The following is a 22,073-nucleotide window of genomic DNA, read 5'->3' as shown; positions in this document are numbered from 1 at the left end:
TTAATGTGGAGCTTAATAAGGCTTGCATGATACTACCAGAAGTAAAAATTTATAAGCGCTCTCCGGTAAGAAACATGGAGGACGATGAACGCGAGAACCGCACTGGGACTCGGTCTCGGAGTGTTGCTAATCCTACTGCTTGCACTTCCAGTAGGCGCGGATAAAATGCCTTCCGTATACAAGGTCAACGCAACGCTAAACTGCTCTCCAATACGGGTTACCGCCGTTTATGAGCAGGGATGGGGAATCGAGCCGACTGCAGAAGGGGTCTGCAGGGGATACATTACCAACCCAACCAACGTATCACTAACCCCAAATGGGCAGACATCTATCCTGAACAGCTCAACGTTACGGGTCCGTTTTCTTGGACATTTCAGATGGCTCTTAATGTGGAAAATCACACATATCCTCCTGGGGCAACTATCCCTGTTAAACTGCGCTTCGATTTCAGATATAATGTTGTGAAAATAGCCCTCTGGGAAATGAAAGGCAATCATGCTGTTAACGTAGGCATACCCTCAGAACTCTTGTTCAGTTCTCCGGAAGTAAATGGCACACAATTTATTGAGGTTTACTGGCAGGGATTAGTCCCCATTGAGATTGAATGGCCAAAGCTAATTGCTGGACTTCTGCTGAGGACACCTTTCCTGCTCGGAATTCTCCTTGCGCTTCTGACTGGAATCGCCATTCCCGATAGATTGCTTGCAGGTGTAGCTTCCACAATGGCGTTTTTCTTTAGTTTCCTAATATTCCCATTTATCACTTATTCAAGCCTTGCCACTCAAATCGGGCTGTTCATCCTTTTTGAGGCGGGTTATCTAGTTATATGGCTCTCCATCATAAACAGAACCACCACGTTTGCCCCTCTCGAGAGGAGAAAGCTCATGGGCGACGTCATTCTCATGCTCTCGGGAGCAACTGTAGCCTTCACATTCTTCTGGGCGTTTAAACGGCCAACAGCTTCTTCGCCTTTGGCAGTCTCTTTCTGATTGTGCTGTTTGGAGTGTACATCCTCCATGAACTCTCAAAGATTATGGACGACGCTGAGATGAAAGGGGATATCTCCGAGATTAACCCAAAGCCGTTTGGCAACGTCCTTTTCACACCGTATCTTCCCTCAGTCCTGTTCTGGGGACTGTTCTTGAATTCCGTTCGGCTGGTGGTCTTTTCGACGGCCTTCTTCATGGTCTGTCGGATTGCAGGTTTGCTCGCACTGAGGTTTCTATGTCAAAAGGATAATATACCTGAACCTGCCAACCTCTATTAGTGTTCTCCATGCTCGGCTTCCTGAGGAGGAGAAAGCTTAGAAAGCTCAGGGGAAACTCAGAGGAGACCCTCGTCATGCACATAGGCGACACGCCGGAGAGCGTTTACAGGTTCATTGAGGAGCTTATAGACGAGCAGAGACCGGACGTGATAATCCACACCGGGGACCTGGTGGACAACGTCAAGCTCGAACGGAGACCCGACCTGAAGCCCGCCTACGAGGCAGGTCTGCGGAAGCTCGCACGGGTTCTCAAGGGCTCCGGTGCCAGGCTCTACATCGTCCCCGGCAACGAAGACGACCCGGAACTTTTGAGGCGGTTCTTCAGTGAAAGTGTCGTCGAGCCGGGAAGCGTCGTCGAGATTGGCGGGAGAACCTTCGCCCTCGGCCACTGCTGGCGAGACGTTGCCGATAAAGAGGCCGACTTCAAGCTCTACGGCCACAACTTCAAGGTCATTCCAAGGGGTTTGAACGCTGTTCTCGGCGTCAACTTCATCTTCCTGCCGAGCGGGAGGGTCGTGAAGGTGGATTACCCCGTGGGTACCGACACGGCTAGGGGTTACAAGCTCAGGAGGGGGTTGTGATGAGGCTCATGCGCTTTGGCCCCTCAATCGTGTTCCTGAGGGGGGACGTTGAGAAACTAAAATCCGGAATTCGGGAGCTTTTTGGCGTTGAGGAGATTCCAACAGAGCAGGCGATAAGGGACAGCAGTGAGTTTGAAACGATACTACTCGTGACGCCACCGGAGGAGACCAAAACGGTGCCACCGGACACGGGCTTCCTGATAAGGAGGGGAGCCAAGGTCGTTCTCGCTAAGATAGTGAACAGCGACCTGCCGGTTGAGAGGGTCGAGATTGAGAGCACGATAATCCTCCTCCGCGTCCCGGAGAAGGTTGACGAGGCCCTGAAGTTGCTCGCGGAGGAGTTCAACGGGGAGGTAATGAGCCAGCTTGACGCGCTGAACCTTGGCGAGGCCTGCGACACTGTGATTTCGGTCACGAGGAAAAAGCTGAGCTCGCCGATAGGGCCGGAGGACGTTGAAGGGGCGGTCCTCGTGAAAAAGGATTTCCTGAGCGTTTACCGGGAACTGCTGATTGATACGCCACTGTTGCTCTTCAAGCTCCTGCCCGAGTGGAACGAGATAACGATAAAGCTCTACGACACCGAGAGACGCTACGAGGAGAACATTGAAAGGCTGATTCTCATCATAGAGGACCTCGACCTCGGCTTTATCGTCGGCGAGGGCTGGGACTGGGACTACCCGAGGCCATTCATGCGCGTTCCCGTTTATCGGCTCAAGCTCCTGACGTGGGAAGACCCGCTCCGCGTGAAGTTCCTGCTGAAGGGGCTTGAATACAGGGGCTACAAGAGGCTCTGCGACATAGACGTCTTCGTCGAGGGCAAGAAGATAGACTGGGTGAAACTCGGGAAGTTCAAGTCGAAGTTCGAGCTGGCCGAGAAAGCAAGGGCTGAACTTGAGAAGATGCTAAGCGACGATGTCAGGGAAAAGCTCCACGAGGTAGAGGAGAGGCTCCTTGGGGAAACCGATAGGGGAAGAAGAGAAGGCTAAAGCTTCCTGAGCTTCGCGACGAAGAAACCGCTCGTCCCGTGTCTGTCGGGATAGAAGCGCCTCGCCTTCTTTATTTCCTCGCTCAGCTCGATTCCGAAGGGCCTCGTTAAGGCCGGCTCACCGTAGCGGAGGGGAAGCAGTTCAACGTCGAAGTTATCGAGAACCCACTGGATTACGAACTCGTTCTCCTCCGGCTCGAGCGAGCAGGTGGAGTAAACCAGGATTCCGCCCCTTCTGAGGACGCTCAAAGCCTTCTCAAGCATCTTCATCTGGAGGTTCTGGCAGAATTTGACGTCCTCCATCGTTCTGTTAGCTTTCCGCTCGGGGTTCTTGTGTATTGTCCCGGAGCCGGTGCAGGGGGCATCGAGGAGGATTTTATCGAACTCAACGCCAAGCTCTTCTATGTAGAGCGAAGAGCGGTGGAAGAGAACGGTGTTCGTAACGCCAAGGCGCGAGAGATTGAGCCGGGTCTCCTTTAATCTGTCCTCGCCGACGTCGAAGGCGTAGATAATGCCCTCGTTTTCCATTAGCTGGGCCAGATAGCTCGTCTTTCCGCCCGGGGCGGAAGCCATGTCCGCAACGGTTTCACCGGGCTTTGGTTCGAGGGCAACCGGCGGGTACATCGAGCTGGCCTCCTGGATGTAGAGGAGACCGCTCAGATACTCGGGCGTGGAGGTAATTGAGAAGGGTTCTCTCGTCAGGCAGAAACCTTCCCTCGTCCAGGGGACCCTCTTAAACTGGAAGCCCTTCTTGTTGAGGAGCTTGGTGAGCTTAGGAACCTCTATCCTGAGCGTGTTTACGCGGAAGCACCTTGGCAGGGGCCTTTCCATCGCCTCGGCTATGCTTAAGGCCCGCTCTCCCCAGAGTTCGTAATAGCGCTCCGCGAAGGTCTTGGAGTAGCCAAGGGAAAACAACTTTTCGAGCATGTGGGGAGTTGGGGGTGGGGTTTAAAATCATATTGACTTCCGGCTCTTCTTCAGGCCGTAGAGGTAGAGCGATACCGGAACGGTGTCATCTCCAAGCTCGTCCTTCGAGAGGTAAATCACTGGGAATGGGTAGGTATTCCGCTTTACTTTTCCGTACTTGACCTCGATTCCAAAGAACTTTCCGCGTTCTTTTATCACGAGGTCGCACTCCTTGGTCCTGTCGTAGTAGAACCCCGCGAAGGAGTGCTTTTCCCTCAACAGGGGTTCCTCAAGGTGCCAGATGACGTGAGAGGCGACGGTGTTCTCGACGAGCCACTCGATGTTCCCCTCAACGAACTCAACGGGGTCGTCTCCGAGATACACCGCAAGGGCCGTCGCTATGAGGGGGCTCTGGAAGACTATCTTTTTCTCCTTCCGATGGGCATACCTCTTTCTGCTCACGTCCCAGGCCTCAAGGGTGTAAATCACCCTCGCGCTCTCAAGGGTCGCAAGGTAATCCCTGACCGTGGGATGGGAAACGCCAACTTCTTCCGCGAGGGTCACGTAATCAACGCGGTTGCCCCTGAGCCTGAAAACGGCCTCCAACAGTTCCCTCGCAGTCTCCTCGCTCTTTCCGGACTTGGCAATCTCACCGAGGACCAGCCTTATTATCTCCTCGTAGCGCTCCTCTCCAACGACCTTCGTTGCCTTGAAATCTAAGACGGCCTCTGGAAAACCCCCTGTGAGGAGGTACGCGTAAAACAACCCTTCAAGTTCCTCGTACCAAGGAAAGATGTTATCAACATCAGGCTCACTGTACCTGAATGAGACATCGGGCAGTCTGGGGTTCATGAAGCGCGCAAACTCCCTGAAGTTGAGGGGGTTGAAGTAGTACTCGTTCCCCTCTATGCCCCTCCCCGGTAGAAGTTCCGCCTCCCTCTTTATCTCCACAGGATTTGAGCCGGTCGCGACTGTAGTGACTCCTTCTTCACCGAGTTCCTTGAGGAGGAGGCGCCAGCCTTCTAGATAAGTTATTTCGTCGAGGAAGACGTAAAGCTTGCCGTGTCTGAACCTCAGCTCGTTGATAAAACCTCTAACTTCTCTTCGCGTGAACCTGTCGCAGGGAATGTAGACTATTCTCTGAGCGGGTATCCCTTCTGAGATTAGCTTCTTCACGAGGGTCTTGACGTAGAAACTCTTTCCAGCCCGGCGGATTCCCCGGAGAAGTGTTATCGAACCATTTTGTATCTCGATTTCCTTTCTGGGAATAATCTCTCCCACACGGGAGAGGTTTGGGTCTTCTCGCTCCCAGCCTTCCCCCTTCCACCAGGGATTGTGCCTAATGAGTTTAACAATCTTGACTGTCATGTGTGAAAGTATGCTTTCATAACTTATAAGGTTTGTGAAACCCTACTTTCACAAACTGCACCTTTTGTGAAAGACCACTTTCATAAATTGCAAGGTTTATAAAAGACGGCTTTCACAACTGGCAAAAATCATTAGGTAGAAAAGAGGGGAAAGGCGTCAGACCTTTATCCCGCCCATGATGAGGGCCATCAGGGCCTTCTGGGCGTGGAGCCTGTTCTCGGCCTCGTCCCAGACGACGCTGTTCGGGCCGTCTATGACGTCGTCGGTAACCTCCTCTCCCCTGTGGGCCGGGAGGCAGTGCATGAAGATGAAGTCCGGCTTGGCGTGCTTGACGAGCTCCTTATTGACCTGGAACGGCCTGAATATCTTTCTCCTCTCTTCCGCCTCGGCTTCCTGGCCCATCGACGCCCAGACGTCGGTGTAGATGACGTCCGCGTCCTTGACGGCCTGAACCGGGTCGTGGAGGAGCTCGAACGAGCCACCGCTCTCGGCCGCGTTCTCCTCGGCCCACTTTATGACCTTCTCGTCGGGTTCGTAGCCCTCGGGGGTGGCGACGACGACGTTCGCTCCAAGCTTGGTTCCGGCTATCATGAGTGAGTGGGCAACGTTGTTTCCATCACCGACGTAGACGACCTTGAGGCCGGCTATGCGGCCCTTCTTCTCGAGGATGGTCTGGTAGTCCGCCAGGGCCTGGCACGGGTGGCTGAAGTCGCTGAGCGCGTTTATCACCGGAACGCTCGCGTACTTGGCGAGATCCTCAACGTCCTTATGGGCGTAGACCCTAGCGACGATTCCATCAACGTACCTGCTGAGAACGCGCGCGGTGTCGGCTATGGTTTCACCACGCCTGAGCTGGAGGTCGTTGGCGCTGAAGTAGAGTCCCAGACCTCCAAGCTGGTAGATACCGACCTCAAAGCTGACGCGGGTTCTAGTCGAGGGTTTCTGGAAAATCATTCCAAGGGTCTTGCCCTCGAGAACGCGGTGGGGCTTTCCAATCTTGTTCCAAATCTTCATCATCTCGGCGGTCTTGAGAACCGTTTCAATTTCCTCCTTCGTGAAGTCCTGGAGGCAGAGAACGTCCCTTCCGGCAAGGCTAACCACCATGTGCATCACCGTTTAAGGCTGGCCCCTGAATTTAATAACCCTTTCGTCGGAAAAACATCGGTTTTCCTGAAATTATTTGAAGTCACCTCGCCTCTCACTTTCCAAACGTAGACCAAAACTGGGCATGAAGAAGCACTAAAGAAACCATCACTTTAACTCCCCCGCGTCAAAGCAAACCTAATAAGGTCGGGCACCTTTGCTCGTTGGTGATTCTCGGCATGAATGGAATCAGGGTCAGGCTCGTCAATTATACGAAAAAGCCCCTTGAAACCGTCACATGGTCGGCGCTCATAAGCTACTGGGACGAATGGGAGAGCGAGGCTTTTGAGCGAATCACCAAAACGGACGTCGAGATGCACCTCCCGAGGGTTCTCGGCTACGGCCACGAGTCCATACTCGAGCACGCTGTTCTGACGTTCTCAATTGAGGGCTGTTCTCGTGTTTGTTCGCATCAACTTGTTCGTCACAGAATAGCAAGCTACACCCAGCAGAGCCAGAGGTATCAGTTCGTTTCTTCCGCGAACCTAAAGGAGTACAAACTGCCCGAGCCATCTGGAGAGAAGAGAAACCCGCACTGTAAGCTCAGTATAAACCAAGAAGAGGAGATCGTTAAATGGTACATTGAAGATGGTCTCTCGTCGTGGCAAATAGCGAAGATAACAGGACTCCATCCCACTTCGGTTCTCTCGATACTCAGGGCGTATGGTGTCACTCCCCGAAAAGCGGGAGAAGCTTACAATGGAAGGATTGTGAATGAGGATTTCTTCGAGAACATTAACGAGCCGGACAAGGCTTACATCCTCGGTTTTATAATGGCTGATGGTAGCATCAATGAGTCAAGGAACGCCCTTATAATAGACCAGAAAAACCTCGAAAAAACCCTCTTAATAGAGATAGCAGAGCGTATTGGGCGAGGGATAAAAGTAAAAGCTCAGAAGGGCAGGAACACGGTCCGGATATGGGTTGGAAACAAAAAGCTAATCAAAGACCTTAAGAAGTGGGGGGTTTCTGAAAGAAAGGATAAAACCCTAAGTTTTGAGAGGGTGATTAAAGGGGTATCCAAAAACCTCTGGCCTCATTTTCTCAGGGGCTACCTAGACGGAGATGGCTACATCAAAGTGGTCTTCAGAGACGGCACTTTTCAAAGAACAGAGGTAACGTTTGTTAGCTCAAGTAAAAAAGCCCTCGAGGATACGATGTTCATGCTGTCCGAATTGGGGCTTCCTGAAGGTGCATTAAAATACTATGAAAAACAGGGAATTGGGTACCTTCGCTACACCAAGGGTAGGGGTTCCGAAAATCTGCTAAGACTTCTCTACAGAGACGCCGACCCATTCCTAACAAGGAGGGCCAACATACTCAAGGCTCTTGCCGTTGTCCCCGAGCTCAAGGAGAGAATCCAGAACGCCATACGAAAGAGGCTTGCGGAGTACGAGTTTACCATACCTGAAAGTGTCTTGGAGAACCCGTTTTTGGCATACCGGTGGTATGACCTTATGCGGGACGCCAGGGAGCTCTACATTAAGTCTGTTCAGGCTGGAGTTCCAAAGGAGGACGCGCGCTTCATTCTCCCCCAGGCGGTGCGGACGAAGATAGTGGTAACGATGAACCTGCGCGAGCTGAAGCACTTCTTCGGTCTCAGGCTCTGCGAGAGGGCCCAATGGGAGATTCGCGAAGTGGCCTGGAAGATGCTGGAGGAGATTGCCAGAAACGACGAGCTCAGACCGATTATAAGGTGGGCGAAGCTCGGGCCGCGCTGCATTCAGCTCGGTTACTGCCCGGAGCGGGAACTCATGCCGCCGGGTTGCTGGAAGAGGACGAAAGAGAAGTGGAAAAAAGTTGCAGACGGCGAGTGATATTCCGCAGAATTTAAAAATCCCCCAACGGTCTTTTATCCATACTTAAAAAGGGGTGGACAAACGTGAAGTCAAAGAGCTTTGAAGTTGAACTACCGTACGGATGGGAGACACTCCAGGTCATACTCAGTGAACCCGAAAAGACCCTGCCGTTCTTCCCGTACTTCGAGAGCTTCCAGAACGGCCGGGTCAGGTTCAAAGTCCCGCGGTTCATCTTCAACTTCGGCTACGAGTTCGAGCTCGACGTCGGCATGGGCAGAGATGAAGCAATATACACATTCAGGGGAGACAAGGGAATCCTAACGGTCACGTTCAAGATGGATGGAAGAAAACTCAAGGTCACGGCAAGCTGGGCCGGCTTCGGGGAAACGTTTATGGGCAAACCCCTTGAGAACTTCGCAAAGGGTATAGCCGAGGCAATAAAGGAGTTCTGCTCCTCGATGGCATGCCCGGTGGTAAGATTCCGGGGAAGTGAAGGTGAAGTCGAACACATAGGTCCCGAAACGGCTCCAGCACTCGTCAAAAGAATCGCGATGGAGTTCGGTAAGGACTTCATCTTGGAGGGTGAGGCGGAGGACGGAACGTACCTCGCGGTCAAGGTTCGGGACGGCAAGCTGAGGGAGCTGCGAGTCAGGTATGGCATGAAGGAATCCGTAATCGAGGCCGAGATACCGGTCATAGAGCTTGGAAGCGAACCCTTCGAAGGGCTTCCCCTCGACAAGAAGTTCAAGATTAGGGCAAGGAAGATATGAGGAGGTCAGCCAACGACCTCCCCGAGGGCAAAGCGTTCCTTCACACTTTTTATTTCAATCTGAACCTCTTCTCCAACCTCGGTGTTCGGCACAAAAATCACGAAGCCCTTAATCCGGGCGATGCCGTCTCCGCCCTTCCCGAGGCCTTCAATCCGAACCTTGTAGCGCTCGCCCCTCTTTACAGGGGGCTTCCTGGAGGGAAGGCTTTTCCGCTCCAACTCAAACACCACCGAAGGGTTCTCAAGAAACGAGGGGACGAGGAACTATAAAAAGCTTGCCAGAAGAAGGAGAATCCATATGGAAGCTCAAACTTCCCTCTCGACTTCCTCTATAGCCCTCTTGAGCTCGTCATAGGCTTCCTGAAGAGATTCGGGGATAACCTTGGTGTCCGCTATTACAGGCATGAAGTTCGTGTCGCCGTTCCAGCGCGGGACTATGTGGAGGTGAACGTGACTGTCTATTCCAGCTCCAGCCACCCTGCCGAGGTTCACGCCAAGGTTGAAGCCGTCCGGGTTCATGGCCCTCTTTATCGCCTTAATCATGAGCTGGGTGAGCTTCATTATCTCGAGCAGCTCCTCATCGGTCAGCTCCTCCCAGTTGGCGACGTGCCGGTAGGGAGCGACCATCACGTGGCCGGGGTTGTATGGGTAGTTGTTCATTATGACGAAGGCGTGCTTTCCGCGGTAGAGGATTAGCCTCTCCTTGTCCAGGTTCTCCTTCGGGAAGTCGCAGAAGATACAGCCATCGTGCTTGGGTGAGCGTATGTACTCGATTCTCCACGGTGCCCACAGGACCTTCATTCTCACCACCGAAGGAAGAAAGGGAGAGGACTTAAAAACCTTACAGTTCCACGCCCGAGAAAATCAGGACGAGGTAGACGACGTAGAGGACGAGGAAGTACGCCCCGACGCGCCTGTCTATCCCGCCGGTTCTCTTCAGCGAAACTATCATCGGAATCATGGCGAAGAGCACGAGGAGGATTGTCAGCACGGAAGCCCCGGTCTGGATGGGCCTTATTACGGAGGCTATTCCAAGGACGACGAGGGCGTTCATTATGTTGGCGCCGATGATGTTGCCGACGCTTATGCTCCCGCGCTCACGCAGGGCCCCGTAGAGGGCGTTGGTCATCTCGGGGAGGGACGTTCCGATTGCGACGACGGTCGCTCCTATCACGAAGTCCGAGATTCCAAGAGCCTGGGCGATGTTCTTGCCACCGAAAACGACGGCCTCAGCACCGCCGACGAGGAAGAGGCCGAGGACTATTAGGAGAACGTAGTCGAGGGCCGTAACGTTCCCGCTCGGCTCCCAGTCGACCTCGCTCCTCGCGTGCTTCTTGAGAATCCAGCGGAGGTAGATAGCGTAGGCAAGGAGGAGCAGAAGTCCGTCGAGCCGGCTGAGGGTGCCGTCGAGGGAGAGGAGGATTAGGAAGACGAGAGAGGCGAGCATAACGAGGGAGTTCTCGTAGGCCGATTTACCCGCTTTCAGGGGCCTAATCATCGAGGCGAGGCCGAGGATTAGGGCGATGTTGGCGAATATGCTCCCGAGGGCGTTTCCAAGGGCTATTCCGTTGACGCCCTGGTAGCTCGCGAGGGCGCTCGTCGTTATCTCGGGAAGGGTCGTTGAAAGGCTCACGAGGACGATGCTTATGACGAGGGGCGATATTCCGGCCTTCCTCGCGACCTCGATTATCTTGTCCGACAGCTTATCCCCAGCCAAGACGAGAATCGCTATTCCGATGACTATCGCCAGCGTCCACGTCACGAATTCAAGCATTCTTCTCCCCTCCGGAACACCTTCCCGGGAGCCGTTTAAAAGGTTGCCCAACAAACTTATTAACCGGCCCGACTAATCACCCCCGGTGATAGGTATGAAGAAGAGGAAGGGACTTCTCATAATCCTCGACGGCCTCGGCGACAGACCGATTAAAGAGTTTGGAGGAAAGACCCCGCTGGAGTACGCAAAGACCCCAAACATGGACAAGCTCGCCAAACTCGGAATCCTCGGCCAGCAGGACCCGATAAAGCCCGGCCAGCCGGCGGGAAGCGACACGGCACATTTGAGTATCTTCGGCTACGACCCCTACAAGGTCTACCGCGGAAGGGGCTTCCTTGAGGCCCTCGGCGTCGGGTTGGATTTGGATGAGGACGATTTGGCATTTAGAGTTAACTTCGCAACAATCGAGAACGGGATAATCGTTGACAGAAGAGCTGGGAGGATAAGCACCGAAGAAGCCCACGAGCTCGCGAAGGCGATACAGGAGAAGGTAAAGCTCCCGGTTGACTTCATCTTCGTTGGGGCCACCGGTCACAGGGCCGTTCTGGTCCTCAAGGGCATGGCCAAGGGCTACCGCGTCGGCGAGAACGACCCCCACGAGGCCGGAAAGCCCCCCCACAGGTTCACCTGGGAGGACGAGGAGAGCAAGAAGGTTGCGGAAATCCTTGAGGAGTTCGTCAGGCAGGCCCATGAGGTTCTTGAAAAGCACCCAATCAACGAGAGGCGCAGGAAGGAGGGCAAACCGGTAGCCAATTACCTCCTGATAAGGGGAGCCGGAACCTACCCGAACATTCCGATGAAGTTCACCGAGCAGTGGAAGGTCAAGGCCGGAGCCGTCATAGCGGTTTCGCTCGTCAAGGGCGTTGCGAGGGCGATAGGCTTCGACGTTTACACGCCGGAGGGGGCAACCGGCGAGTACAACACCGATGAGATGGCCAAAGCAAAGAAGACCGTCGAACTGCTCAAGGAGTACGACTTCGTGTTCCTCCACTTCAAGCCGACAGATGCAGCGGGCCACGACAACAACCCGAAGCTCAAGGCTGAGATGATTGAGAAGGCTGACAGGATGATAGGCTACATCATTGAGCACGTTGACCTTGAGGACGTGGTCATAGCGATAACCGGCGACCACAGCACGCCCTGCGAGGTCATGAACCACAGCGGGGACCCCGTTCCGGTTCTCATAGCCGGCGGTGGCGTCAGGCCGGACTACACCGAGAGCTTCGGCGAGCGCGAGTGCATGCGTGGCGGACTCGGCAGGATAAGGGGCCACGACATAGTGCCCATAATGATGGACCTCATGAACCGCTCCGAGAAGTTCGGGGCTTAATCCTTTTCTCCAAATTTCAACTTTTTGGACTGCGTTGCACCATCACTGGGTTTTCCTGATGGATTTCTTGGGTAGAACGTCCCCCTGCTTTTTCAGTGGTTCCCTTTTGGTCCCCCAGTTACCTTTCTCAATAACCGCAAACTTTATAAACCATTCGTGCATATGTAACATTGAAGTTACACATGGAGGAGGTTGAGAACATGAGAAAGATGTGGTTTGGATTGGGGCTGATTGCCCTGTTAATAGGAATGACCCTGGGAGGAGTCGCGGCGTGGCGCGGTCAGCCGGGACCCAACCCCTACGCGAGCCAGAGCACCCAGACGGCGCCCATGCTCAACAGCACGCTAGCCAATTACTATGCACCCCTGAGCGAGGACGAGATTAACGGCCTGCTCTACATGGTTGAGGAGGAGAAGCTTGCCAGGGACGTTTACCTGACGCTCTACAACGAGACCGGTCTCGTCGTCTTCAGCAACATAGCCCAGAGCGAACAGAGGCACATGGACATGGTGCTTAGTCTCATAGAGAAGTACAACCTGACCGCCCCGGGCACGCTCAACCAGGTAGGAGTCTTCCAGAACGAGGAGCTCCAGAACCTCTACGACCAGCTCGTCGGGATGGGAAGCCAGAGCACCGAGGACGCCCTTAAGGTCGGTGCCCTCATCGAGGAAACCGACATAAAGGACCTCGAGGACTGGATTGCCAAGACCGACAACGAGGACATCAAGACCGTCTACAGCAACCTCATGGCCGGCAGTGAGAACCACCTCAGGGCCTTCGTCGGCCAGCTCGAGGCGATGGGCGTGAACTACACCGCCCAGGTGCTTCCGCAGGAGCAGGTTGACGAGATACTGAGCTCCGCACCGGCCCACGGAATGGGTGGCATGGGCGGAATGGGCCACGGCCACGGCGCCATGGGTGGTCAGATGAAGGCCGCCCAGGACGGCGGTATAACCAACACCATCACCAACGCCTTCGCCCACGCCTGGAAGTGGATGAGGGGATTCCTTGGAAGGTTCGGCATTTGAAGCCTTTCATTTCTTTTCGTCGAGAGTTAAAGCAGACGGCGTGATTTGGTGGTGAAAATGCCAAGGGGATTCGGACCGGTAATGGGTCCAATGCACGGGAGGAGGGGATTCGGCTTCGGCTGGCCCTTCCTCCCCTTCACCCTGCTGATAATATTCGCCAAGCTGGCTTTCCTGCTCCTGCCCTTCATCGTGATAGGGCTCATAATATACGCGTTGATGAGGTGAGAAAGATGCTCTGTATAGGAAAATGCCCACCGGAGGTGGTCCAATGAGGACCTCCGCACTCCTTAGGGGAGTCGTTGACCTGCTCCTCCTGATAGTCTTCGTGGCGATAGCGATAACGGGAATAGGCTTGTACCTGGCGCCCAGCGGGAGGATTGCCCACACAACAGGATGGACGTTCCTCGGAATGGACAAGGACACACTGACCAACGTTCACACATGCCTTGGCTTCGTGATGATTGGCCTCGTAGCCGTTCATCTGGTCGTCGGCTTCAAGAGCATGTGGGTCATGTTGAAGTCCGCCTTTAGGGGCTCTAAGGTAAAGACCATCGCGGGACTGATAATACCACTCCTGCTCCTCGCGGGAGGATACCAGGCCTTTTCGGCCTACGTTGGCAGTGAGGAGAGCGATACGACTTACGACTCCTACTACGAGGAGTCCACGAACTCAACGGTCTACATCACGGGTACTATGATAAAAGACTACACGGTCAAACAACTGGCAGACGAGTTCAACGTCTCAGCGGACGCGCTGGTAAAGAAGCTAAAGGAGAAGGGAATAGAGGCGACCCCTGACGAGAAGCTGGTTGAGATTGAGTACAAGTACGACCTGGACAGGGAGGAGTTCAAGGCCCTGCTGGAGGAAGCTATTGCGGAACTCAGAGGGTCCTGATGATTGCTAAGTTCCCAGCGGAAAGCTTTTATCCCTCTTTTCCTAACCCCATTCAGGCCCAATCAGCGGTGTTGACCATGGTCCAGAGCGTCGAGGAGCTGGCAAAGGTATGCGATGCACTCTCAAATCCCGTCAGGGTTAAGATACTCAAGCTACTCTGCGAAAAGGAGTGGTACGTTTACGAGCTCGCCAAAACCCTCGGAATATCGAGGCAACTCCTGTATCTCCACCTCAAAAAGCTTGAGAAGGCAGGACTCGTCGAGAGCGAGCTTCGCCTCGAGCCCGACGACCCGAGGGCCAAGAAGTACTACCGGGCCAGGCCCTTCAGGCTCGTCATAGACAACGACCTGATAAAGAAGCTGGAGGGATGAAAATGCCCTGGGGAGGTGAGCATATGTCGACCCCAAGCGGATGGATAAGCATAATCCTCGGTCTGATTATACTCGTCGTGCTCATATTCGCGTTCTACCAGGTAAACAAGACCCTGAACGAGTTCAAGGTCGAGCTGGAGAAGCTGAAGAACGCCCTTGAGGAAACCAGGAGGAACACCGAGGAAGTCAGGAAGAAGCTCGAAGAGGTCTGATTCCACAACTTTGTGACATAGATTTTAGCGTTCAAACGGAAACCTTAAAAGGGATTAAACGCTTCTATTTTATTAGGTGGTATTGTGGGCGTTTTTAAGGACTTGAAGGCTATCGGTTCGGATAGGGTAACCGCGATAGGGCTCGGCACCTGGGGGATTGGTGGCTACGAGAGCCCCGACTACTCGCGGGACGAGGAGAGCGTCGAGGTTCTCCGCTACGGCCTCGAACTCGGCATAAATCTCATAGACACCGCCGAGTTCTACGGCGCCGGCCACTCGGAAGAGCTGGTTGGACGGGCCATCGAGGGCTTTGACAGGGACGAGCTCTTCATCATCAGCAAGGTCTGGCCCACGAACTTCGGCTACGAGAGGGCGAAGAGAGCGGTAAGGGCGAGCGCTAATAGGCTCGGCACCTACATTGACCTGCACCTCCTCCACTGGCCCGGAACCGAGTGGCGAAGGATAGAGGAGACCCTCCACGCCCTCGAGGAGCTGGTTGATGAAGGGGTCATAAGATACATCGGCGTCAGCAACTTTGACTTGGAGCTTCTGAAACGCTCTCAGGAGGCAATGAGGAAGTACGAAATCGTTGCCAATGAGGTAAAGTACTCCCTCCGCGACCGCTGGCCCGAAACGAGTGGACTTCTCGACTACATGAAGAAGGAAAAGATTGCGCTGATAGCTTACACCCCGCTGGAGAAGGGCTCACTCGCGAGGAACCCCTGTCTGGCCGAGATTGGGAGAAAATACGGAAAAACATCGGCCCAGGTCGCGCTAAACTACCTGATATGGGAGGAGAACGTTATAGCGATTCCCAAGGCCGGCAGGAAGGAGCACGTGGAAGAGAACGCCGGCGCTATGGGCTGGAGATTGAGTAGGGAAGATAGGGAGAAAGCCCGGAGGTGTGTCTGATGCACGGATACAAGAACAAAATAGCCCGCGTGAACCTGACCGAGGGAAAGGTCACCTACGAGGAACTTCCCGATGAGGTGATAAGGAAGTTCGTCGGCGGAAAGGGTCTCGGCTACTACCTGATTTACCGGGAGGTCCCGCCGGGAACCGACCCGCTCAGCCCGGCCAACAAGTTCGTTTTCGCCACCGGTGGATTGACAGGCCTGATTCCGGGTTCCAGCAAGGTCATAGCCGTTAGCAAGAGCCCTGAGACAAGGCTAATCAGCGATTCAAGCGGTGGAGACGCCTTCGGACCCAAGCTCAAGGGGCACTTCGACGCGATAATCATCGAAGGTAAGGCGGAAGAGCCGGTTTACATCTACATCCATGATGGGGAGGTCGAAATCCGGGATGCGAAGCACCTCTGGGGCAGGGGCAACTACGAGGTTGCCAAGGAACTCTGGAAGGAGCACCCGAAGGCCAGCATGGCAATGATTGGCCCGGCCGGCGAGAGGCTCAGCAGGATTGCCAACGTGATTTACGACACCGAGCGCGCGAGCGGAAGGGGCGGTCTTGGAGCCGTCCTCGGGAGCAAGAAGGTTAAGGCCGTTGTGGTTGAGCCGGGGGAGAAGCCACCGGTTGCCAGCCCGGAGGAGTTCCAGAAACTGTGGCAGGAGTTCTACGAGCACTTCGCGACCGACCCGAAGTACGAGCACCTGAGGAACTACGGGACGAGCGACGGAGTTAGGAGCTCCGCCTCGCTCGGAATGAGTCCAGCCTACAACTTCTCAAGGCCCTACATTCCGGAGGAGCTGGCGGAGAAGCTGAGCGGGGACGAGGTCAAGAAGTACGAGGTAGAGCCCGAGTGGTTCGTCCACGGCAAGAGCTGTCCGATTAAGTGCGCCAGGTATGTAGAGGTCGAATACAAGGGCAGGAGAATCCGCGTCAAGCCCGAGTACGAGAGCATCGCGATGCTTGGAGCGGCAACGGGCGTCTTCAACTTCCCGGCCGTTGCCTACTTCAACTGGCTCGTCAACAACCTCGGCCTCGACAGCATAGCGACGGGAGCGACGATAGGCTGGTTCTTTGAGCTGGTCGAGAGGGGCCTCATAAGCGAGGAGGAGATAGGGTTCCCGGTCAGGGGCTTCGGCGACGAGGAGGCCGAGGAAAAGCTCATCAAGCTGATGGCCGAGAGGAGGGGCATCGGGGCGATTCTTGCCGATGGTGTAAAGAGGGCCTGCGAGAGGCTCGGTAGAGGTTGCAAGTTCGCCGTGCACGTGAAGGGCATGGAAAGTCCAGCCTGGGACCCGCGCGGAAGGAGGACCTACGCCCTCAGCTACGCCACCGCCGACGTTGGAGCGTCTCACCTGAGGGGCTGGCCGAGACCCCATCAGCTACCGAACCAGGGGCCGGCAAAGGAGCTCGTGCCGTCGATGATAGAGGGCAGGGACGAGAGCTACATCACCGACATGCTCGGAACGTGCAAGTTCGTGTCCTACAAGATGGAGGACCTTGCCAAGTTCTACTCGCTCGCGACCGGTGAGGAATGGACGGTCGAGAGGCTCAGGAAAATTGCCCAGGCCGTTGAGAGCATCGCGCGCATACACGACGCCCTCGACTGGGTGACGCCTCCACTCGACGACACGATTCCGCCTCGCTGGTGGGAGCCGGAGCCAGACGGCCCGGCCAAGGGCAACAAGGCCTTCATAGACTACAACGACTTCCTTGAGGCCAGAAAGGAGTTCTACAGGCTCAGGGGCTGGCACGAGGAGCTCGGCGTCCCGTTGCCGGAGACGATGGAAGAGCTCGGCTATCCGGAGTTCAGGGAAGACGCAGAGCGGGCGTTGGAGGTAGTGAAGAGGAGAATGGGCGTAGAATAAAAGGCCTTTTCTTGTCATTTTATTTTGTGCTCAAAAAGCCGAGCCAGAGGAGGAAGAGGGCAAAGGCAAAGCTCACCGAGAAGAACGCAACGGCGGGCCTTTTAAGGTCCTTCCGGCTTCTAAACGCAATCCAGGGTATCAGAGCGACGCCAGTGAAAGCCAACGACGCCATGGCAACCACGAGAATGGGAGTGACCTCCAAAGGAAGGTGCCGGTCGACGCCGAGCGTGTCAACGATGGCCGAGCTCCAGTAGAGGAAGAAGGGAACGGCGAAGAGGAGGAAGACACCGTAGAGAATTGCCGTGATAGCATCTTCAATTTTCATTTGACTCACCTCACCCCGTTGCATTGGCGACGTAGGTGAACTTCCCGTTGCAGTACCTTCCCTCGCCGTCGTAGAGGCTGAATACAGCACAGCCGTTTTCGCCAATCCTGCCCCAGCCAGGAATAACGTAGCAGAGACAGCTCGGGTCCTTCATCTGGAAGAGTCTACTCCAGACAACCTTAGTTCCGTTTAAAATCATGACGTAGCCAACGTAGGGCGAGCCATCAAGCTGGGGTTGTTCAAGTCCCATGAGAACGTAGCTACCGTTGGAGACAAGGAACGTGTTCCTGATGGGAACGGGACCCCCGCCGAGGTCAAATTTCCTGACCGTCCCGTTTTTGCCGAGAACGTAGAAGTAGTCGTCCGGCACATACCTCCTGAGGTCCTGAAACTGCCTTGGGGCGGTCTGGTAAACGAGAACGTAGAGGTAGTCGCTCGTATTCGCTACGAGGACGGCAGGAGCCTCCGTTCCGTTTGCTTGGATGCCGTATTCCCCGTCGTCGTAGGCCCAGGCATAGCCCGAAAGTGTGAGGTTCCAGAGGGGTTTTCCATCGTAACTGCAGGCCATTAAAACCACGACCGGAACTTCCGCAGTTAAGTTGCCGGTGCTCACGTTCGTTTTGCCGTACTGGCCGACGATGAACTTTACAAGGGGGACAGTGTTAACTTCGCTCTCGTTTCTGAAGGCAACGAAGCCCCAGTCAAAGAAGAAAACCCTGCTCGCGTTAATTAGGTAGGTTGAGTTTTTGACTTTAATCGCGAATCCGTCGCTTACCTTGTAAATCGCCGCGCCGTTGAAAACTCCAATCGGTTCTCCTCTATAATAACCGTATTTCAAGAGGGAGCACGTCAGGCGGTGGGGGTCTCTCTCCCCGCTGTTGTTCACTGAGTTCGTATTCATTGGGTTTGAATTCCGGCCTAAAGAGGCCATTCCAATTACGAAAAGTATCAAGAGCACGGCCAGAATAACCTGGTATTTTGGCATTACCCCACCTAAAAGATATTGCCACTCAAGATTATAACTTTTTCTTCAAAAAGTGGTCAAAAGCAAGAAGTCAGCTCTTCAAAACGGCTCAGCAAAGATAGAAAAAATATAGAAAGAGAGATGTTAACTATGGAACACTGTATGTGGAGGATATACATATACAGAGATTTTTATGTCGTTTGGTGATTTTGTTATTACTGGCACTAAACCTACGGGCACTTGGAAATAAAATTCCGCACTTGCGTCATATTTGAAAACTCCAAAGTAGCAGGCATTGTCAGGTGAGTTAACATGCATTGTAACGGCAGTCTTAAAGTAGAAAGACTTACCCCATGCTGGATGGTCCGGTGCAAATCTTACGTTTTTCTTAAAGTCATATGCATGAAAGTCAACGTACTCGTTTGGATTCAACGTATGGGTGTCCATCCTGAAGTAATATTTGTCGTTAGTATTTACAGTATAACTAGCGCTGGCACTTATCTGGGCAGTTTTATCAGAACTTAATCCAATTAATATTGACTCCGAATAGCTTGTAGTTGGCCCGATGTGTCCATCTGGGAGGAAATCATCGATTGCCTCATAGGTCTCCTCCCTGCTTACATGCAGGCGAAGGTCTTTAAGAGATACCCAAGACGATGATACGTCCCCGCGAACTTTTGTTACTGCGTAGTACTCAATTGTGTTTGAATCTACGATATGATAGTAGTAAAACCCTTTAAGCTCAAGAACCCCTTTTTGGTTAAGAAAAGATGTCGTTGATGTTATCCAGTCTACTAAGCCGGCATAGTTCCAGTTCACGTTAGGCTCAATTGCAGAATTAACTCTAACGTTAGAGACTTCAGCCTTGAAATGAGCCTCAGCAAATGTTTCAAACTTCTTTCTTAGGAGTTGATATTGTGATGGCTTTGCTCCCTCAACTATGTAGTAAGCGGGTATATATGCATCATCACCTACTGGCCTAAGAGCTATTCCCACGAAAGTCACGTTTTTCATTGAGTCGAATTTAATAATCAATGTTAGATGCTTCCTAGCAAGGAAGGCCTTTGCTTGAGATACGGCATTTTTTCCAGTAAAGACTTTGGATAGCTCTTTGGGGGGCTCTAACGGTGGTAACTTTGTGGAGGGAGAGGATTGAAGACCAGTAGCGATGCTGTAGCTCGATGTTGCAATCATCTCAACTATCAGCAGCCCCAAGAGGACTGTTAACATAGGTTTCCACCTCAAGTGGTTCACCTCCTGAGAGTTTTCATTACACTTATGGAAATGTTAGCATATATAAGCTTTTTCGTTTACTGTTAGTAAAACTTCTTCCTTTTTTTTTTTTCGAGTATAAATTTGTTCGGAGTTGGGTTTTGCGATTGAGACAGTCCAAAAGAAAGAAGAGTAATCGAGTAGGTTAGTGAATACATCCGAACAAGAAGTGAAAAGTCACCCCTTCAAAAACGCCTCGACCAAGTTCCTCGTCTCGTTTAAGGCCTCCAGCGGAATGCCCTTGGGCAGGCCACCGATTTCGCCCTTGACGTCCTTGAGAACGCCCTCTCCAGCGCCAAGGAACATGCCCTCGCTGACTATTCCCCTGAAGTTGGCCGGCGGGAGCAAAGCGACCGCCACGCGGTTTCCTTCCTTAACTGTTAAGTCGTTGGTGACGACGGTAATGGCTCTGTCGCCGATGTTGACGTTGGTGACGAGAAGCCTGTCGGCGTTGGGGTGCTTGGCGACGCTCATAACTTCGCCGACCTCGATGTCGACCGCTATGACCGGGTCGTTTATCTTTCCGAGGGCGAGCCTTTTGTCGAGGCCGAGTATCGTGTTCAGGAAGAAGCGAATCTTCGCAACCTGCTCCTCAACCTTCTCGCGCTCGTCCTTTGAGGCGTTGCTTATGAACTTGTGGTGCCAGTCCTCTCCACCAAGGGCCTCGATTATTCCGAGGGCCTTCTCCTTCAGGGCCTTCATCTGGGGTGTCTCGATTAGCTCGTTCGGCTCTATGTAGCTGTAGCGCATCGCCTGTATCTCCGGGAGCATCTCCTTGCCGAGCTTTATCGCTTTCTTCTTGTCCCAGTGACCCTTGAACTTCGCTCCCTCAACCGTCTTCAGGAAGAGCTCTATCGCCTTCTCCGCCACCAGTAAGCGGTAGTCCTTGCTCGTGTCCCACATCTTCACCACCCTCGAGGGCATTCAAAACCCGTCTCTTAACGCTTTCGTCCCGTATCCCCTCGGCTATCGAGCGCGCCCTCGCCGGGTCCTTCCGGGAGTAGGCGAGTGCAACTTCGCCGAGGAGCTCCGATGACAGCCCCACGTCCCTGATGACGCCGGCCAGGATTAGGGGCTCCTCAAGGCGACCAATCTTGAGCATCTTCCTGGCTATCGAGAGAATCTCGCCGTCCCTCGGCTGGAACTTGCCAACGAGGATTAAATCGAGCGCGTCGTTGAAGACCTTCCTCGCAAGGTAGGGCCTCTCGTGGAGGAAGAGCCAGTAGCTCAGGTGAAGCATCTCGACGGCCCTATCTTCAAGCGGGAGGAAGCGCATCACCTCGATGGCCCTCTCGACGTCGCCCTTCTCTATCAGCTCGGTGACGACGGCCCTGCCGTGCTTGAGAACGTCTTCGATGAGCGCAATCTTGTCGGAGAGGTGTTTGGCCTGGAGCTTGAAGAAGAGGGAGTCGTAGATGTCGCGGGCGAGCCGGTAAAACGCTAAGGCCTTCTCGTTGGGAATCTCGTCGGCGCTCTTCTCGATGAGCCTCGCGACCCGGCGGAGCGTTTCAAGGGCCCTTGAACTCAACCCCCTCGCGCGCTGGATTTCATCAACGGCCTCGCTGAAGAGGATGTAGGCATCGCCGTATCGGTCCGCTAAAACGAGGTTCCTCGCGATTCCCGCCAAAGCCTCCCCCCTGAGCCTCGGCGATGGGAGAGACTTCGCAAGGCTCACCGCCCGCTCGAAGTAGAAGGAACCGCCCTTCTCGCGGTCGAGGATGTAAAAAGCTCTGCCAACGAGCGAATACGCTATTGCCCTCTCGTAGGTACCGGTGACCGTCTCAACCGCTTCGAGCATCTCGGAGAGAACCTCCTCGCGCGGGAACTCTGTCATGACCAGGCTGAGCGCTAAAATCCTCTGCAGAGGGTCGTCTAAGGACTTCGCCCGCTCAAGGGCGCCCTTGAAGTCACCGGCGTTGAGCCTCTCCTTCACCGATTCCACAGAAACCACCGGACGATTGAAATAGTGCCAAAACCTAAAAAGGGTTACCCTTTCATCTTCTTGTCCCAGTTCTCGAGCATCTTGTCGAGAGCTAAAAGGCTGTTCAGCCTGAGGCGGACGCGCTTGTTCTCCCAGTCTATCGAGCCCTTGAACTCGTTGAGGAGCTCGAAGACCTTCTCCGCTTCATCCCTCGGCAGGTACTTGCCGTAGAACTCCTCACCACAGTGGGGGCACTTGAAGGCGAACTCCTCGATAGCTTTCAGGAACCTCTCGCGGTCCTTCAGCGTTTCTTCGGCGTTCTCAAGGCTCAGCATCTGCTCAACCAGCTCCCCCCAGTCGAGGGGCTTTCCGCACAGCGGGCACTTCGCCAT

General features: G+C 54.1%; 25 protein-coding genes and 3 pseudogenes. 16 read left to right on the top strand and 12 right to left on the bottom strand.

The annotated features are described in order from the left end of the window. Positions 1–84 precede the first annotated feature (84 nt). The 4 genes from CS910_RS11895 to CS910_RS05900 all read left to right on the top strand — a co-directional run bounded on the left by CS910_RS11895 (position 85) and on the right by CS910_RS05900 (position 2,834). Positions 85–465: a hypothetical protein gene (locus CS910_RS11895; protein ID WP_158523815.1), complete on the top strand. Its 381-nt coding sequence runs from the start codon at positions 85–87 to the stop codon at positions 463–465. Next, the gene (locus tag CS910_RS05915; RefSeq protein WP_158523813.1) at positions 462–989 is read left to right on the top strand and encodes a hypothetical protein; all 528 of its coding nucleotides are present in this window, start codon (positions 462–464) and stop codon (positions 987–989) included. The genes CS910_RS11895 and CS910_RS05915 overlap by 4 nt, the downstream gene beginning before the upstream one ends. 286 nt (positions 990–1,275) lie before the next feature. Next, the gene (locus tag CS910_RS05905) at positions 1,276–1,848 is read left to right on the top strand and encodes a metallophosphoesterase (RefSeq protein WP_099210231.1); all 573 of its coding nucleotides are present in this window, start codon (positions 1,276–1,278) and stop codon (positions 1,846–1,848) included. Beyond that, on the top strand, positions 1,848–2,834 hold the full coding sequence (locus tag CS910_RS05900; RefSeq protein WP_099210229.1) for a hypothetical protein: 987 nt from the start codon (positions 1,848–1,850) through the stop codon (positions 2,832–2,834). The genes CS910_RS05905 and CS910_RS05900 overlap by 1 nt, the downstream gene beginning before the upstream one ends. On the opposite strand, the gene CS910_RS05895 is transcribed toward CS910_RS05900, so the two are convergent. The 3 genes from CS910_RS05895 to argF all read right to left on the bottom strand — a co-directional run bounded on the left by CS910_RS05895 (position 2,831) and on the right by argF (position 6,211). Beyond that, complete coding sequence (locus CS910_RS05895) at positions 2,831–3,760, bottom strand: NOL1/NOP2/sun family putative RNA methylase (RefSeq protein ID WP_099210227.1); 930 nt, start codon at positions 3,758–3,760, stop codon at positions 2,831–2,833. The two genes, CS910_RS05900 and CS910_RS05895, sit on opposite strands and share 4 nt — an antisense overlap. A 27-nt stretch (positions 3,761–3,787) precedes the next feature. Continuing rightward, entirely contained in the window at positions 3,788–5,107 is a 1,320-nt protein-coding gene (locus CS910_RS05890) for an ATP-binding protein (protein ID WP_099210225.1), read from the bottom strand. Between the two features lie 156 nt (positions 5,108–5,263). Beyond that, a complete protein-coding gene (gene argF / locus CS910_RS05885; protein WP_099210223.1) occupies positions 5,264–6,211 on the bottom strand; it encodes an ornithine carbamoyltransferase in 948 nt (315 codons plus the stop codon). 218 nt (positions 6,212–6,429) lie between these two features. Here argF and CS910_RS05880 point away from each other — a divergent pair. The 4 genes and pseudogenes from CS910_RS05880 to CS910_RS05865 all read left to right on the top strand — a co-directional run. After that, positions 6,430–6,759: pseudogene (locus CS910_RS05880) on the top strand (FAD-dependent thymidylate synthase); the annotation flags it as partial. Between the two features lie 264 nt (positions 6,760–7,023). Continuing rightward, a pseudogene (locus CS910_RS05875) lies at positions 7,024–7,443 on the top strand (LAGLIDADG family homing endonuclease); the annotation flags it as partial. A 195-nt stretch (positions 7,444–7,638) separates the two neighbouring features. Then, positions 7,639–8,067, top strand: a pseudogene (thyX, locus tag CS910_RS05870) (FAD-dependent thymidylate synthase); the annotation flags it as partial. Positions 8,068–8,132: 65 nt separating this feature from the next. Further along, a complete protein-coding gene (locus tag CS910_RS05865) occupies positions 8,133–8,819 on the top strand; it encodes a hypothetical protein (protein ID WP_099210221.1) in 687 nt (228 codons plus the stop codon). Between the two features lie 5 nt (positions 8,820–8,824). Here CS910_RS05865 and CS910_RS05860 read toward each other — a convergent pair whose 3' ends face one another. From CS910_RS05860 to CS910_RS05850, 3 genes are all read right to left on the bottom strand, one after another. Beyond that, entirely contained in the window at positions 8,825–9,049 is a 225-nt protein-coding gene (locus CS910_RS05860; protein WP_173866230.1) for a TRAM domain-containing protein, read from the bottom strand. Positions 9,050–9,124: 75 nt separating this feature from the next. Further along, a complete protein-coding gene (locus CS910_RS05855; protein ID WP_099210217.1) occupies positions 9,125–9,619 on the bottom strand; it encodes an HIT family protein in 495 nt (164 codons plus the stop codon). A 40-nt stretch (positions 9,620–9,659) separates the two neighbouring features. Then, positions 9,660–10,592: a sodium:calcium antiporter gene (locus CS910_RS05850; RefSeq protein WP_099212446.1), complete on the bottom strand. Its 933-nt coding sequence runs from the start codon at positions 10,590–10,592 to the stop codon at positions 9,660–9,662. A 94-nt stretch (positions 10,593–10,686) separates the two neighbouring features. On the opposite strand from CS910_RS05850, the gene CS910_RS05845 reads away from it, so the two are divergent. From CS910_RS05845 to CS910_RS05815, 8 genes are all read left to right on the top strand, one after another. Next, positions 10,687–11,922: a 2,3-bisphosphoglycerate-independent phosphoglycerate mutase gene (locus CS910_RS05845; RefSeq protein WP_099210215.1), complete on the top strand. Its 1,236-nt coding sequence runs from the start codon at positions 10,687–10,689 to the stop codon at positions 11,920–11,922. Between the two features lie 200 nt (positions 11,923–12,122). Next, positions 12,123–12,950 carry a DUF2202 domain-containing protein gene (locus CS910_RS05840; protein WP_099212444.1) on the top strand — a complete coding sequence of 276 codons (828 nt, stop codon included), beginning with the start codon at positions 12,123–12,125 and terminating at the stop codon, positions 12,948–12,950. A 48-nt stretch (positions 12,951–12,998) separates the two neighbouring features. Next, positions 12,999–13,175 (top strand): hypothetical protein, encoded by a 177-nt coding sequence (locus tag CS910_RS11890; RefSeq protein ID WP_158523812.1) that lies wholly within the window; start codon positions 12,999–13,001, stop codon positions 13,173–13,175. Positions 13,176–13,218: 43 nt separating this feature from the next. Then, entirely contained in the window at positions 13,219–13,845 is a 627-nt protein-coding gene (locus CS910_RS05835) for a translation initiation factor IF-2 N-terminal domain-containing protein (protein ID WP_099210213.1), read from the top strand. Between the two features lie 77 nt (positions 13,846–13,922). Next, entirely contained in the window at positions 13,923–14,216 is a 294-nt protein-coding gene (locus tag CS910_RS05830; RefSeq protein ID WP_099210211.1) for an ArsR/SmtB family transcription factor, read from the top strand. Positions 14,217–14,239: 23 nt separating this feature from the next. Beyond that, complete coding sequence (locus tag CS910_RS05825) at positions 14,240–14,428, top strand: hypothetical protein (protein ID WP_042689110.1); 189 nt, start codon at positions 14,240–14,242, stop codon at positions 14,426–14,428. Between the two features lie 84 nt (positions 14,429–14,512). Beyond that, entirely contained in the window at positions 14,513–15,340 is an 828-nt protein-coding gene (locus tag CS910_RS05820) for an aldo/keto reductase (RefSeq protein WP_099210209.1), read from the top strand. Then, complete coding sequence (locus tag CS910_RS05815; RefSeq protein ID WP_099210207.1) at positions 15,340–17,199, top strand: aldehyde ferredoxin oxidoreductase family protein; 1,860 nt, start codon at positions 15,340–15,342, stop codon at positions 17,197–17,199. Before CS910_RS05820 ends, CS910_RS05815 begins: the two co-directional genes overlap by 1 nt. A 19-nt stretch (positions 17,200–17,218) precedes the next feature. Here CS910_RS05815 and CS910_RS05810 read toward each other — a convergent pair whose 3' ends face one another. From CS910_RS05810 to CS910_RS05785, 6 genes are all read right to left on the bottom strand, one after another. Further along, positions 17,219–17,524 (bottom strand): hypothetical protein, encoded by a 306-nt coding sequence (locus tag CS910_RS05810; protein ID WP_099210205.1) that lies wholly within the window; start codon positions 17,522–17,524, stop codon positions 17,219–17,221. A 10-nt stretch (positions 17,525–17,534) separates the two neighbouring features. Further along, positions 17,535–18,425, bottom strand: a complete 891-nt coding sequence (locus CS910_RS05805; RefSeq protein WP_145955368.1) for a hypothetical protein — start codon at positions 18,423–18,425, stop codon at positions 17,535–17,537. Positions 18,426–18,632: 207 nt separating this feature from the next. Beyond that, on the bottom strand, positions 18,633–19,718 hold the full coding sequence (locus CS910_RS05800; protein WP_099210201.1) for a hypothetical protein: 1,086 nt from the start codon (positions 19,716–19,718) through the stop codon (positions 18,633–18,635). Between the two features lie 219 nt (positions 19,719–19,937). Then, a complete protein-coding gene (locus CS910_RS05795; RefSeq protein WP_099210199.1) occupies positions 19,938–20,663 on the bottom strand; it encodes a tRNA-binding protein in 726 nt (241 codons plus the stop codon). Further along, the gene (locus CS910_RS05790; RefSeq protein ID WP_223211934.1) at positions 20,590–21,711 is read right to left on the bottom strand and encodes a tetratricopeptide repeat protein; all 1,122 of its coding nucleotides are present in this window, start codon (positions 21,709–21,711) and stop codon (positions 20,590–20,592) included. Before CS910_RS05790 ends, CS910_RS05795 begins: the two co-directional genes overlap by 74 nt. A gap of 35 nt (positions 21,712–21,746) precedes the next feature. Then, entirely contained in the window at positions 21,747–22,073 is a 327-nt protein-coding gene (locus CS910_RS05785; protein WP_099210195.1) for a Trm112 family protein, read from the bottom strand.

Origin of the sequence: Thermococcus henrietii (assembly GCF_900198835.1) — an archaeon.
GTDB lineage: Archaea > Methanobacteriota_B > Thermococci > Thermococcales > Thermococcaceae > Thermococcus > Thermococcus henrietii.
This window is presented reverse-complemented; position numbering and strand designations above follow the sequence as displayed.